At 44.2% G+C, this 13,885-nt stretch carries 16 protein-coding genes; 4 read left to right on the plus strand and 12 right to left on the minus strand.

Annotated features, from left to right (window positions below; all coding sequences use genetic code 11):
* Together flhB and PEB0122_RS06615 are read left to right on the plus strand one after the other, a co-directional pair.
* Entirely contained in the window at window positions 1–1,071 is a 1,071-nt protein-coding gene (flhB, locus tag PEB0122_RS06610) for a flagellar biosynthesis protein FlhB (protein ID WP_075916179.1), read from the plus strand.
* Between the two features lie 64 nt (window positions 1,072–1,135).
* Complete coding sequence (locus PEB0122_RS06615; protein WP_075913416.1) at window positions 1,136–1,558, plus strand: hypothetical protein; 423 nt, start codon at window positions 1,136–1,138, stop codon at window positions 1,556–1,558.
* A 729-nt stretch (window positions 1,559–2,287) separates the two neighbouring features.
* Here the strand turns inward: PEB0122_RS06615 and PEB0122_RS06620 are convergent.
* The 7 genes from PEB0122_RS06620 to fdhD form a co-directional block, all read right to left on the minus strand.
* Window positions 2,288–2,752, minus strand: a complete 465-nt coding sequence (locus PEB0122_RS06620) for a hypothetical protein (RefSeq protein WP_075870300.1) — start codon at window positions 2,750–2,752, stop codon at window positions 2,288–2,290.
* On the minus strand, window positions 2,749–3,198 hold the full coding sequence (locus tag PEB0122_RS06625) for a flagellar protein FlgN (protein WP_075870301.1): 450 nt from the start codon (window positions 3,196–3,198) through the stop codon (window positions 2,749–2,751). The genes PEB0122_RS06620 and PEB0122_RS06625 overlap by 4 nt, the downstream gene beginning before the upstream one ends.
* Window positions 3,199–3,246: 48 nt before the next feature.
* Window positions 3,247–3,849: a rod-binding protein gene (locus PEB0122_RS06630; RefSeq protein ID WP_075916181.1), complete on the minus strand. Its 603-nt coding sequence runs from the start codon at window positions 3,847–3,849 to the stop codon at window positions 3,247–3,249.
* Window positions 3,850–3,971: 122 nt separating this feature from the next.
* Window positions 3,972–4,370, minus strand: coding sequence for a hypothetical protein (locus PEB0122_RS06635; protein WP_075870303.1), 399 nt, complete (start codon window positions 4,368–4,370; stop codon window positions 3,972–3,974).
* Entirely contained in the window at window positions 4,367–5,134 is a 768-nt protein-coding gene (gene fliR / locus PEB0122_RS06640; RefSeq protein ID WP_075870304.1) for a flagellar biosynthetic protein FliR, read from the minus strand. The genes PEB0122_RS06635 and fliR overlap by 4 nt, the downstream gene beginning before the upstream one ends.
* Before the next feature lie 12 nt (window positions 5,135–5,146).
* Window positions 5,147–7,240, minus strand: a complete 2,094-nt coding sequence (gene flhA / locus PEB0122_RS06645; RefSeq protein ID WP_075870305.1) for a flagellar biosynthesis protein FlhA — start codon at window positions 7,238–7,240, stop codon at window positions 5,147–5,149.
* A 558-nt stretch (window positions 7,241–7,798) separates the two neighbouring features.
* Window positions 7,799–8,650 (minus strand): formate dehydrogenase accessory sulfurtransferase FdhD, encoded by an 852-nt coding sequence (gene fdhD / locus PEB0122_RS06650; RefSeq protein WP_075870306.1) that lies wholly within the window; start codon window positions 8,648–8,650, stop codon window positions 7,799–7,801.
* Window positions 8,651–8,859: 209 nt separating this feature from the next.
* Here fdhD and PEB0122_RS06655 point away from each other — a divergent pair, with 209 nt between their 5' ends.
* Window positions 8,860–9,189, plus strand: coding sequence for a protein tyrosine phosphatase family protein (locus PEB0122_RS06655; protein WP_075916183.1), 330 nt, complete (start codon window positions 8,860–8,862; stop codon window positions 9,187–9,189).
* Window positions 9,190–9,309: 120 nt separating this feature from the next.
* On the opposite strand, the gene PEB0122_RS06660 is transcribed toward PEB0122_RS06655, so the two are convergent.
* Complete coding sequence (locus tag PEB0122_RS06660) at window positions 9,310–9,648, minus strand: hypothetical protein (RefSeq protein WP_075870308.1); 339 nt, start codon at window positions 9,646–9,648, stop codon at window positions 9,310–9,312.
* Between the two features lie 194 nt (window positions 9,649–9,842).
* On the minus strand, window positions 9,843–10,403 hold the full coding sequence (locus PEB0122_RS06665; RefSeq protein ID WP_075916336.1) for an NADPH-dependent FMN reductase: 561 nt from the start codon (window positions 10,401–10,403) through the stop codon (window positions 9,843–9,845).
* Between the two features lie 229 nt (window positions 10,404–10,632).
* Here PEB0122_RS06665 and PEB0122_RS11640 point away from each other — a divergent pair, with 229 nt between their 5' ends.
* A complete protein-coding gene (locus tag PEB0122_RS11640; protein ID WP_075916185.1) occupies window positions 10,633–10,842 on the plus strand; it encodes a hypothetical protein in 210 nt (69 codons plus the stop codon).
* Window positions 10,843–10,966: 124 nt separating this feature from the next.
* Here PEB0122_RS11640 and PEB0122_RS06675 read toward each other — a convergent pair whose 3' ends face one another.
* The 3 genes from PEB0122_RS06675 to PEB0122_RS06685 form a co-directional block, all read right to left on the minus strand.
* On the minus strand, window positions 10,967–11,875 hold the full coding sequence (locus tag PEB0122_RS06675; protein WP_075870310.1) for a MipA/OmpV family protein: 909 nt from the start codon (window positions 11,873–11,875) through the stop codon (window positions 10,967–10,969).
* Between the two features lie 148 nt (window positions 11,876–12,023).
* Window positions 12,024–13,016: a bifunctional riboflavin kinase/FAD synthetase gene (locus PEB0122_RS06680; protein WP_075916187.1), complete on the minus strand. Its 993-nt coding sequence runs from the start codon at window positions 13,014–13,016 to the stop codon at window positions 12,024–12,026.
* Window positions 13,013–13,858 carry a TIGR01459 family HAD-type hydrolase gene (locus PEB0122_RS06685; RefSeq protein ID WP_075916189.1) on the minus strand — a complete coding sequence of 282 codons (846 nt, stop codon included), beginning with the start codon at window positions 13,856–13,858 and terminating at the stop codon, window positions 13,013–13,015. Before PEB0122_RS06685 ends, PEB0122_RS06680 begins: the two co-directional genes overlap by 4 nt.
* Between the last annotated feature and the right edge of the window lie 27 nt (window positions 13,859–13,885).

Below are 13,885 nucleotides of genomic sequence, written 5' to 3' on the forward strand. Positions count from 1 at the left end.
ATGGCTGAAGACAAACCGGACAAGGAAAGCCAGACCGAAGAGCCGACCGAACACAAGATAAGCAAAGCTGAAGAGAAAGGTAACCTACCGTTCTCGCGGGAATTGCCAACCTTTGCCGGTCTTGTCGGCTACAGCATGATTGCCATTTTTATTGCCTTTCCCGCTATGTCGAAACTATCCAATTTTTTGATGCAGTGGATTGAACGACCTGAAAGTTGGCGATTGAATGGTGCGGAAGATGCCAAACATCTTCTTCTTCTCGTCGGTGGTCATGTGGGACTTGCATTGGTTCCCATTCTTGTCATCATCCCTGTTATCGGCATTGCAGCATCGATGGTTCAGAATGCACCGCGTATTATTGGTGAACGAATACGCCCGCAATTTTCTCGTATTTCTCCCGCTGCCGGTTTCAGCCGTATTTTCGGCAAAGCCGGATTTGTAGAATTCTTGAAATCGGTAGCGAAGCTTATCGGTGTCAGTTTTATTGTGTATCTATCGTTTTTCAAAGGAAACACTGTCTTCACCGATGCCTTGGGAACAGTCGCTTCGGCACTGCCCGAATATATACGTTCCGAGGTTGCCAAACTTCTCATTTCGTTTTCTGTCGCCGTTGTAGCCATAGCTGCTTTCGACTTTGCCTGGTCACGTTTCAGTTGGCGCCGGCAACTACGCATGAGTAAACAGGAGCTCAAAGACGAGCAAAAAGAAATCGAAGGTAACCCGATGGTTAAAGCGCGCATGCGTTCACTCGCCCGAGATCGCATTCGCCGCCAGATGATGAACAACGTGCCGAAAGCCACTGTTGTCGTTGCCAACCCTACCCACTTTTCCGTCGCATTACGCTATAAACCGCCGACGGATTATGCGCCTGTCGTCGTCGCCAAAGGGCAAGATATTCTCGCCTTGCGTATCAGAGAAATTGCGGTCGAGCATGATATTCCGGTTATCGAGAATATACCTCTTGCCCGGGCGCTCTATAAACAGGTAGAAGTCGATCAGGTTATACCTCAGGAATTCTATCAAGCTGTTGCGGAATTGATCAGATACATCAATAGCCAGAAGATACATTAATCAATGTTGTTTTGATGGATATACTTTCACCCTTAATCTTTTTACATAAGCGTTATGAAACAAAATGAAACAAGATGATATACATGAAATGCGCGAAATGATGATCGGAAAACAGATCGCGCGAATTGTACCGGAACTGAAACTCGTCGATCCAGCCGATTTCATCGTCTATCTCCACGATGAGCATTTTGCCAATATCAGCGATATCATTGATGCGGCCACCGAACTGCATTTCTATCCGCATACTGTACGGTTTGCCAATGGTGGCAGTTTCGAACTCGACTGGGATACGCCTCCAACAATCACACTGGATATGGAATTTTCGAACGATGGCGTTACTGCCAATTTCAAGCTTGTCATGTCGCCCGAAGGTTTTGGCGTAGAGCTTGAAAGTGTTGTGTTCGAAAACCCCGAGGATGATGAAGCTGATACGCGCCAATTGATAGACGCGTTGAATAATGCACGCCTCAAAAAAGCTGGACACTAATAGAGCTCAAACAGAATTCAGGTTCAAAACGTGTGGTTCATGAATTCGGGTTCAAGATAAAAACACGTCGTTTGTTGAACCCGGACGGCGCCGAATTATACTTTTCGGTGCTCTCGAAGTATATTACCTATCACGATCTGATAGATAGCTACACGGGCTGCAACCTCAGGCGAGACAAGCAAGGTTTGCGTTCACAATTTTATGGTACGGATTGATAACTTTGACCAGTTCGTGCTGTTTTTGATTATCGGTTGTCATTCCGGGCCTGATTTTTAAGTTCCATCCGGCCAAACGCAGGATATTGAAAGAGATTGGATGACTTTCGCAACAATTGCAACAATTCGTCTTACGGAATGTAATTCATCCCGGAAGGCCGGCTATATTCGAATTGGTAATGAAGAGTGAACCAACCAAAATATTCAATTAATATCCCGAGCAACTGTTCAGGTGCTTGCTGAAGTTGATTTTTATTCGACTTCAGCGATTAAAAACAGCCGCGAAACAAGCCCTTTGAGCTTAGAGTTTTACATGGAATATGTGAGTTGTTGATAGAAGAGCAGCTCGATTTTCCAAAGCTATCTCTGACACCTCGAAAAGACTGAAAAATATTTCGATAACAAATGTCGAACGTTAAAAAATTGGAATTGCTGTAAGAATAAATTGCAATCGGGATTAAAAAAATCGGGTGCAACACATGTTCACCCGATCGTATATTTTAAAAAGCAGATTTTATTTAACCTTGTTCATATCTCTGACCTGATCGGCCGGAATATAATTGAACTGCTCGACCATTATATCCTTGATCACAGGTTCCGGAAAACGCTGGTTGACACCGTCAATAATTTTCTGTTTCACATCATCGAATTTTATACGTTCAATTTGCTTGGTATCCGAATAAGAGCCGAACAACGCACTAAAAACCGCATCATTGACGAACAATCCCAACGGAACATTAACCTTTTGTTTGACGTTGGAATCGACGGTGTAGACAAGTTGCGAAATAATGTATCCGTCAACCTTGCCATCAGCCAGAATTGGAACACTCATAACATCAGTGCGGTCAAAATCGACAGTGGGTGCTGCCTGTTCCTCTGCTGCCGCAGGTTTGGGTGTCGAGCCTATTTTGATCGCCGCCATGAGCGACCCCAAAGCAATGATACAAACCCACAAACCTATGACGACAGTTTTAATCATTTATGCTGGCCGGTATTGACTGTGAATGGATCATATGTGCCATCAGTCTCTTGCTCGCGCGCTGCTTCCTGCATCATTTGCGACAGTTCGGTCACAGCTTCAAGATGCATCTTCAACAATTCACTATTGCGTTCGAGCTTCTTTTGCAAACCGCCGAGCAAGGCTTCAACCTTGCTTTCGACAACATCGTCAAAATAACGGCCAACGTCGGCCATTGACAGGTTCAGATCGCGCAAGCCACGGGCTTTGCGGGCGTTGATATCGTTAAAATCGGGATTCTCGTGCTTTTCAAGAGCACCGGTTTCATAGTCAACAACCTCTTCAAGTGAATTGACGACAGCCGCAAAACGCGCCAAAGCAACATCTCTTGCTGCCGGATCATTGATATGAGCCTTTGCCGAAGCCAAAGCTGTATTTTGTTCGCCTGATTGCTCAGCTAAAGACATTTGAATCTCCTTTGATTGAGCATATTACCACAATTTATAATAAAACGATCAAGTATTTTCGGTCATTTGTTTGCGCACGAAGTTGATATCGTGGCTATGGACAATATTGTCGACGGTTGCCTGAGTATTCTGATCGGACCGCGCAAGATTGCCAAATGCTGTACCTACTCCTTCTATGCCACCGTCGGGAACTTGCCCCTGTTTCATCTGTTCATCGCGTTCAAGCATTTTTGCAACGCCGATGCCCCCGCGATCAGCCACTTCTTTGGCCATGGATTCGGCCATCATGGATTTCCAATATTCCCCCGCTTGGCCTTTACCGAAGACCGAAGGAGTATCGGTGGTGAACATATTCTGGATGAAGGATTGCAACATAAAAGCTTCAAACTTTTTATAAGCTTCCGTGTGATCAGCGTTCGCGGATTTTTCTTTTATTTTTACCTGATTGGCATATTGTCCCGAAAGCGATGATGTTGATGCACTATCCCCGGTTTTCGCCATATCCGAAAAACCGTTGCCTGACATTTCCAGATTTGCTGCCCGCACAGCACTTTGTGCGTTGCGCAATTTCTCGACAGAAGCTCTATATTCTAGAGGATCAGCCGCTCTTGACACATCAAGTACCAAGTCTGAAGGTGGTTGAATGGCCATTATTCGTCCTCTTGTAAGCCTGTTCCGGTAAAAATCCGGACATTGGAATTCTCGAGGAAAGTCTTTTCACGCTAAAACGTTCAAGACAGTTTTACCTCGATTTTCACCATAAATGACAAAGCTTATCCCAAACTGGTGTCTTTGACGATTTTTGCTGCAACATATTCTTCAAGCATTTGTGCCATTTCTTTACGCTCTTCCGCATCCTCTGCAGCTTTACGTTTTTCGTCGATAACGTCACACCGACGGGTCGATTGCAGCAACGTTTTTCTCTGTTGGGCAATGATATTGTCAAGGATTGCCTCTTTACGAGCGTTTTTGTCGAGCCGCTTAGAAACCATCATCGGATCGAACAAACTGGAAGCCGAACCATGTTCCATTATTGAAAACAGGAATTGGTCTTCATCAGTTAATGCCGAGCGTTGAGTCTGCGTGCCTTCAAGTTCCGCTTCATCACGTGCTTTTACCAGTTTTTGCGCTTTTAAAAGCCTGGCATATCGCTGGCTTGATGTCGGCATCATGGCCCCCTATTCAACCACGAGGCATATTCAGCCCCGAAAAATGTCAAAATTTCCGGCAATAGATAATAGATAAGCAAAAGCCCGCCGAACATCACAAACGGCATGGAAATGAAATAGACCGGAATTGTCGGCGTCAGTTTATTGATAAGACCGACAGCAATATTCACCAATATTGAATAAATAATAAATGGAGAAGCAATGCGTAAAGTTGTCAAAAACGTTTGTGACAGGGCGTCCTGAAAATCGATCAAAGCCGATTGGGGCGCCGGAGTGAGAGAAACCGGTACAACTTGATAGGATGTCATAAGTCCGCGGATAACAATCATATGAAGATCGCCAGCAAAAAATAGCATCAAAGCACCAATGGTTATCATATTGGCAACTTGTGTTTCCGGCATGGATTCGATGACACTGGTTCCCGGTTGACCGGAATAACCAATCGACATGCCAATAATATTGGCCATGAATTGGAGCGCCCACATATAAGCTTGCGCAATAACACCAAATGTTGCGCCGACAAGTGATTCACTCACGATTCCGGACACCAGTGTTGCCAAAGTCGGGTTTTGAGCAATGGTGGTAAAATTGGACCCCGAAAGTGGCACCATAATCAACGAAAATGCTATTGCCAGAAAAAGTCTGAAATTCATAGGGATACGCGCGCTTGATATCCCCGGCATCAACATAAGACAGGCCCCTACACGCGCAAAGATCAGCATGGCGATGATCACCAGCTGATCTATAGGCAAAAGTGCAAAGGACATGTCCTATTCCTTCTAATCGGCAATTGTCCCCAAAGTCTTGACCTCGACACCACGGGCAATTTCCGCGTGAGAGAGAACCGGAAGTGTTGCAAACAACCGCTCAATAATCATACGAACATAAGGCCGTGCTTCCGGAGAGGTAATGAGAACAAATCTCTCGCCTTTTTCCATATGTTTGCGAATAGCAGTTGTAGCCTGCGCACCGAATTTTTCAAGTTCTCTCGGATCAATATCGAATTCGACAATCTCGCCCTTGGCGTCACGTTTCAATGCCTGATGGAAGACCAGATCCCAATGACTACCAAGCCGCAAGACATTCAATACACCATTATCGGACAAATCACCACATATCTGTTGAGACATACGCATACGAACATGTTCGACAATCAATTCTGCGCGGCGGACATGCGGTGCAATTTCGGCAATTGCTTCAAGAATCTGGTCGAGATTGCTGATTGAAACACGTTCTGCCAACAACAATTTCAAAACCGATTGCAAACCTGAATAGGAAAGATGTGCCGGGCAGATTTCTTCAAGAAGTTTACGATATTCAGGGCCTAAACGCTCAAGCAGTATACGCATATCCTTGTAAGATAACAATTGGGCCAGATTATTGCGCAGAACCTCGCTCAAATGGGTAAGTAGAACCGAAAGATTATCAACGGCCATATATCCTTCACGTGCAAGTTCGGAACGGAATGTTTCGGAAGTCGCAAAAGCACGCATTCCAAATGCCGGTTCACGCACTTCCTCACCGGGGAGTTTGGGAGCCGGTTTATCGCCGAGCATAACCAGAACATCACCAATACGCATTTCATAAGAGGCAACAACCGTACCATGCAATTTGATCTGATAGGATTTTGGCGGTGTTTTGTAATCGTCTGTGACTTCGATTTCCGGAATAACAAAGCCAAAATCGGTTGCGAATTTGCGGCGCATTTTGGCAACGCGGTTTGCTAGCTCTGCCTGATGGGGCAACAAACGCGTGGCCAATTGTTTACCCAATACAAGCTCGATAGCGGGTTTTTCAAGCGAAGCTTTGACAGATTGGCTCTGTTCTTTTTGGGCTATGGCATCTTCCTGAGCCTTCAAAGCCTGTTCTTCGGCTGCCTGACGCTGTAGGCGCCGGGGAATTGAAAAACCGATACCGGCAAGAAGAGCGGCAATTGTCAAAAACGGAAATGCAGGCAATCCCGGCATAAGCCCCAAGACAGCAAGCAAGATCGAAGCAACAAACAAAGCTTTCGGGTAACCACCCAACTGGCCGAACACCGCTTTTTCAGTTGAGCCGCGTGTACCGCCTTTTGAAACCAGAAGACCGGCAGCAAGAGAAACAATCAAAGCCGGTATCTGGGTTACCAGACCATCACCAACCGAAAGTTTTGTGAAAACATCGGCTGCCTGCGAGACATCCATGCCATGGCGGGTAACACCGATAACAATACCGCCAAAAATATTGACGGCTGTAATAATAAGACCGGCGACCGCGTCACCACGAACGAATTTGGAAGCACCATCCATAGAACCGAAAAAGGAACTTTCCTCTTCAAGCTCGCGCCGACGAACTTGGGCCTGTTTTTCATCAATCAAACCGGATGAAAGGTCGGCGTCAATCGCCATCTGTTTGCCGGGAATAGCATCCAAGGTAAAACGTGCGCCAACTTCCGCGATACGCGTTGCACCTTTGGTAATAACCAGAAAATTTACAATAACGAGAATGGCAAAGACAACAAGACCGATAACAAAGTCACCGCCCATCACGAATTGTGAAAAACCGTGAATGACATGACCGGCAGCGGTATAGCCTTCATCACCATGGGTGAGAATAACACGTGTCGTTGCAATATTGAGCGACAGACGCAGCATCGTTGCGATAAGCAGCACCGTCGGAAAGGCGGAAAAGTCGAGCGGACGTTGGATCCACAACGCCACCATCAAAATCAGAACCGAGAATGCTATCGAAAAAGATAGCCCCATATCCAGAACGAATGATGGAACAGGCAAAAACAAAACCGTCAGAATAATGACAATACCGGCAGCGAAACCGATATCACTTCCGGAAAATTTACTGCTTTTGCCAATCGAGTTTACGGCACTTTGCTGCACGTTATTCTCCTTAACGCGAAAAAGGCACGACAATGCGTTTACATTTGTCCTTACCTTCAAGTTCTTTACAAAAATAGAAAACGAAGCTTGCGCGAAGGTGATGAAAAAATCGTACCACCCCGTAAAGTTTTAAAAACATGCTCACGAAATTTTACAAAAAAGTAACCAACGTGGCCTAAAAGTGATAGAAAACAGGCAATCACCCTAGTCAAGCATTAAGAGCTTGCCCTGAAATTACGAAAAAAACCGTGAAATTACGGGATTTTCAAAAAATTTATGGAACTTTCTGCGATTGCCCGATTTATAACACATTGTTATATTACGTGTTGTAACATATTGTGATACGAGAGATATAGAGGTGAGATCATGGCTGATATGATGAAAATTGCAGTGTTCTATTCAATGATGATTGTTAGCACAAATGTTGCAATCGCCTTTGCTGTAATGGGATTGAACTGAGGTTTAAGGATTTCGGCGTGCATGAAGAATATGCGCGCTTATGTTTTTCGCATGCGGCCAGTTTGTGCCCATGCGCGATGAATTGCGACTTGAGATGGATCAGATAATCCATTCTTTGCCGCAATAAATTTCGAAGTCCTTCTCTCTGGTGCGACCAATTAATGTCATGTTGCACTTTTGACCTATTCGAATGGCTTCAGCAGTTGCTGCAGACACTGCTACCAGCGTAGAAACGCCTGAAACCGCAGCTTTTTGTACCATTTCAACAGACAAACGGCTGGTTACTACAATAAAACCGGAACTGACATCCTTGCGATTGTAAAATAGATAACCGCAAAGTTTGTCGAGCGCATTGTGCCTGCCGACGTCCTCTCGAATTGCAATTATCCCTTTATTTTTTTCATAAAAAGCGGCGGCATGAACTGCTCTTGTTGCATTGTTCAGAATCTGTTTGCCGCAAATTTCACGTGCTGCAGCAAAAATTTCATCCTGATCAAAATGAACGTCTGTCCGTTTTACTTCGCTGATATCGCGCATTGCCGCGTCAATTGATTCTATGCCGCAAAGACCACAACCGACAGGGCCCGCCATAGAACGACGACGCTTACGAAACGCCTCGCGCCGATCAACCCGCAAAGCAATCTGCACATCTATTCCCCGTGACAAAGGAACAATATCGATATTTTCAATCTCGTCAGGGTCGCTGATAAATTCTTCTGTTAGACTGAACCCGTAAGCAAAATCTATAAGATCATCAGGAGAAGCCATCAAAACAGCTTGCGTCGTACCATCGTAAGAAAGAGCAATTGGCACTTCTTCGGCAACAGTTTTCCGGATTTGTTGTCTCTTCCGGTCACCTTTTGAAACAACATCCGCATCAACAAGCACCGTATCACTGAATGTTGACTCCGCTTTTTTTTCGACAGGGCACGCCTTTTTTAAAATAGTCATTTAACGTCATTCATTCCGAATAAAATTGCTTACCGGCTATATAACACGATTTTCGTCAGTTTTATGGGCCATATTCACCTATTGCCAAAACCGGAGGCCCGCTACCAATTTTGATGTTTTATAAGTTAGGGACACGCTTGCCAAGGTTCCTGCATCAGAATATTTTTGTGAACAAATAATAACCGATATATTTTAGAGAGTGAATTCTGATGAACTTGACCGAGATTGATGATGACGTTTTCGTTTGCGGGCAGATCACGGAAGACTTTGTCGACGAACTTGCCAAAGCCGGTTTCAAGACAATCATTTGCAACCGCCCCGACAACGAACAGCAAAATCAGCCGACTTACACTTCTATCGAAAAAGTTGCCAAAGCTCACGGTCTGAAATGCTACTATATTCCTGTCACACCGCCGAATATTGAAGAAGAAAGCATTGCCTCTATGAGAGAGGCTTTAAAGGCATCTGAATATCCGCTTCTTGCTTATTGCAAATCCGGACACAGGGCTGAAACGCTTTATCACCTTGCAAAAAGTTGAGCCAACATTGTTTTTGCAACTCGTTTCGGGAATCTCCGTCAGCTTACAAAAATACCAATGAAACCATAATGGGCGGTAAAATGCCTTTGATGCCCATTTTGTCCTTGGGCATGCAAAGCATTATGCTTCTTTATTGTGATGCATGTCGCGATAAAGGCTAAGCCTATGGGCAACATCACAAATAGCACCAAAAACGGTCATCAGAATGCCTGCTGCCAGTAATAAAGTGGAAATGTTGACAAGATAATCGACGACCTCCACACGGGTTGCTGTTATTGCGAGCGAAACAGCCCCCACAGCCGTCAATATGGACGAGATGTCAAAGAATCTTGCCCAACCACTATCCGATAAAGACTTCCACAAAGAGAAGCCTAAAGAAAGATTGATTATAACAACCAATAGCGCTGCATTCATCAACTGGTAAGGCTGCCATTCAATTAAAGTATTTATATTATCCATTTTTCACTCCCCAATGTCTAAATAATATATGGGGATTCAAATAAGCAATATAAAGGCATTTCAAAATTTATCGTTCACATTTTATGAAACCGTGTATTATAATTTAATTACGATAAAATTATATTATAATAATTTTAAATATAAAAAATCCTGAAACAATTTATAATTTAAAAACTGTTTCAGGAATATTATTTTTATTTCAAAAGCTGTTCAATCCATTTACCAAATGAATTAATTATAGTTGATAAAAACTTTGAAGCATTCTCATTTGCAGGTTTTCCATCGTCCGTCACGACTTCCTGAATCTTGCCAATATATGCTTCAGGTTGCTGCATCGTCGGAACGTCGTTAAACACCAATGCCTGCCGAACCTGTTGATTGCCACCAAAGCCACCCAATGCACCTTGGGAAATGGAAACAACCGCGCCCGGCTTTCCGTTCCACAAGCCCTTGCCATATGGGCGCGAGCCGACATCAATCGCGTTTTTTAATACAGCCGGTATCGAACGATTATATTCGGGTGTGATAAAGAGAACAGCATCAACCTTTTTCAATGCATTTCTGAAATTCTGCCAGGCGAGAGGCGGCGTATCGGTTTCCAGATCTTCGTTATAAAGTGGCAAATCGCCAATTTCGATAAATTCGAGTGACAGATTCTTTGGTGCGAGACCGATAAACGCCTTGCCGAGCTTGCGGCTATAGGATTGCTTGCGTAAGCTGCCAATGAATATTCCGACTTTGAATTGTTTGGTCATTTTTTCCTCTGTCATTATTTAATAGCTTCATCATTTAGATAATTCTTTTTTGTCAGGATTCAAAATAGAGATCGTTCGACAAGCTGTCTCCATTTCATTGACAATCAAATTCATTGTTTGTTTACCAAGTTTGTAAAATGCAACCGGAAAAACGATTTTTAATTTCGTTGCCACGGTTATTTGGGGCAAAATAGCTATCCGTCCTCCGCCCCTTGAAAGGTAAAAAACGGTGCTCAAACATAGTTCGGATGCGTTGCAACTATCGACTTATACGAGAAGGTCGCATTTTGTTTACGGCGTATTCGAATATTTGCTGGTTATCGTGGTGACACTTGCGGCAATTTTTTTGCTGTCGACCATCTTCGTTGACGAATTTTCAGACCTTATGGGAAAAAGCCACAGTCAACCGATTGTCAATTCGACCTTAAGCAACCTGTAAAATGAGCAGCCATTAAAAAGAGCGATCGGTTGATGTCTATTGCCCGATATCATCAGTAAATTGGCTGGATTAACCGGACAATCAACGACGCTTTTACAAGCCTAATTGGCAAACGTTTGTATATTTATCTTAATTTCAAATCGAAACGGTAAGATGCTGAAATACCCATGGTAAACTGGTTTTTATCACCGCGTTGAAAAACCAGAGATGAATCTCCTGCGTCCCCGGTCAGCCGCTTATACTCACTGAACACACTGGTTGTGATTTTGTTTGTTGCTTTCCAGGTAATTGCACCACCAGCGCCAAATGAGCCCCAACCACTATCAGGGTGGAACTCTTTCAAACCCGATCGTAGCGATTCTTCTTCATCAACTCCATAATAGGTTTTGAAGTAGTCTTTCGTTGCATAAAAAGCGCGCGGTCCACCCGAAACCTGAACGGACGGCGTCAAATTTTTGTAAGCATCAATTGCAATATCGGATGTGACACCGTTATGGCTGCGCAGTCCTTTACGGACTTCCGCTCTCGCCCGCAGCCAATCAAGCGGGTAGACCTCGGCAAAGCCACCGACTTCACCGCCCCATTTTACTCTCTTTAGACCTTTAAGATCGCCTGAAGTATCGCTGTCGCGGTCTTGCAGCAGCTTGCCGACAACGCCAAGACGGAAAAAACGTTTTTCCAGAAGGGCAAAAGACATATTGTCATTACGTGAAGAAAAGCGGTCATCCCCGCCGGTTTTACCAATGGAAAAAATCGGATCGACGGCAATGTCATAGGTATCATCACCTTCGAATTTTGGTGCCTCATAGACCGAAGCACCAACAGTTACCGACCAGTTCCCACTATAAAAATGACGTTTTTCAGGTTGGGTGGATTGGTAATTTCTATCGTCGGAATAACGCTGTTCAGCCGAAACATTGGTAACTTTACCTGTCTGGTAGTCGTAAAGCTCTTCTGCATTGACCTTGAAACATGAAATCGTCATCAAGCCGGTCATGCTTGCCAAAACTAATTTCAATAAATAATTCGACACCTATACACTCCAGACGCTTTGCCAAAGCAGCTGATTTATAAAATTGCTAGACACCAACTCTTAGCAAACTGGCCAACAATAAATATTCAATCAAGTTTTTAAGAATGTATTAAAACTCTGCCTTCTCCTAAACCTTGTCGGCCTATCCTTACTCATTGGTAAACGTAAAGTTTCTATCGAGCACAGATAATGGTCGAACAGATTTTAGTGCTGCTTGTGCCTCGTTTTTATCTTTGTTCATCTGGTCAATCAATGGTTGAAGCCCGTCAAACTTTTTTTCTCCACGTAAATACGAGTAGAAACTGACAGATGCCGTTTCATCGTACAACTCACCGTTGAACGAAAATAGAAAAGTTTCAAGCAATGGCACACCATCGCCCTCCACTGTCGGTCTTTTTCCGAAGCTTGCAACCCCGTCATAAAGTGTTCCGTCAAAGCGCCTGAAACGTACGGCATAAATTCCGAAAGAAAGGCCGGTCTCTCCGGCAAGCGCCATATTAGCCGTCGGAAAACCCAATGTCCGTCCGAGCTTTGCGCCATGAATGACTTTTGAACAAACAGTATAGTGATATCCGAGAAGGTTTGCCGCTTCTTCCACATGTCCGATTTTTAAAAGTTCACGGATGCGGCTTGACGAAATAATTTTACCATTTTCGTCACAAAATGGTGGAACTTTAATGACGGCAAAGCCAAATCTTTTTCCGCAATCTTCCAAATATTCGGGCGTACCGGACCGTTTGCTGCCAAAATGGAAATCACTTCCGGTAACAACTGCCGAAGCGTGAAAATTCTCGCACAAAATATGTTTGACAAATTCTTCGGCAGTAAGGTGCGCAAATTTTGCATCAAAGCGTTGTTCAACAACGCCATCAAAGCCTAACAATTCCAGTATTCTGGCTTTTTCTGCTGCTGGTGTGAGCCGATCAACCGGAGTTTCCGGCTTGAAAAAGCTTTTAGGGTGCGGCTCGAATGTATAAACAATTGCCGGTCGGGCAGTTCGACGGGCAATATCCAATGCTTTTTCTAAAACTGCCTGATGCCCCCTATGAACGCCATCAAAATTACCAATTGCTACAACCGCATTTTTATAACTTTCCGGTAATGCAGCGAGATTTTCCAACCGCAAAAATTTATTGGTCATTTAAGCGTCCACATGGTGGCAATAGGATGGCTGCCATATTTGTTTAAAAATTCGATGAGCAATGAGTGGTTGATATTGCCATCTTTGGCGTATTCATTCTGATGGATACCACCAGAAATATAAAGCGTATCAAGACCGAATTGTTGTCCACCTTTTATATCTGTCAATATGCCGTCTCCAATTGCAAGAATACGATCCTTGGTTATCCGGCCTTTTCGTTCGGCGAGTTTTTCTATAGCCAAATCATAAATCGGCCGATGCGGCTTACCGGCGATCAATGTGCGCCCGCCCATTTGTTCATAAAGGCGTGCAAGAGCCCCCGCGCACCATAATATCTTATCGCCGTGATGAACCGTAATGTCGGGATTTGCACATATAAACGGCAGATTCTTCGACCTTAATTTTAGCAGAAGCTCATGATAATCATCAGGTTCTTCATGCTCGTCATCAAAAAGTCCTGTACAGACTATCGATGTCGCCTCGAATTCTTCAACAAGCTCGACATCAAGCCCGTCAAACAAGGCAAGATCACGCTCTGGCCCGATGTGAAAAACTTTCCTCGGTGCTTCCTTGATGAGGTGACGTGTCGCGTCACCAGAAGTAACAATGTCATCATAAACATCAGGGCCGATTTTTAGTGAAGCCAGTTGTTCAGCCACTCCGTCGTGGGGACGGGGCGAATTGGTGAGCAATATAACCGTTTTTCCCGATTGCCTGACTTTGATTAAAGCCGCAACAGCTTCTTTGAAAGCATGGATACCATTATGAATAACCCCCCATACATCGCAAAAAACAGCGTCGTAGCGGTCGATAATTGTTTGTAGCCTTTCGGGTTCTTCCATCGCCTTATCACACCTTGTCAGAGAATT

This window comes from Ditibartonella apis, assembly GCF_001952075.1.
Lineage (GTDB): Bacteria > Pseudomonadota > Alphaproteobacteria > Rhizobiales > Rhizobiaceae > Bartonella > Bartonella apis.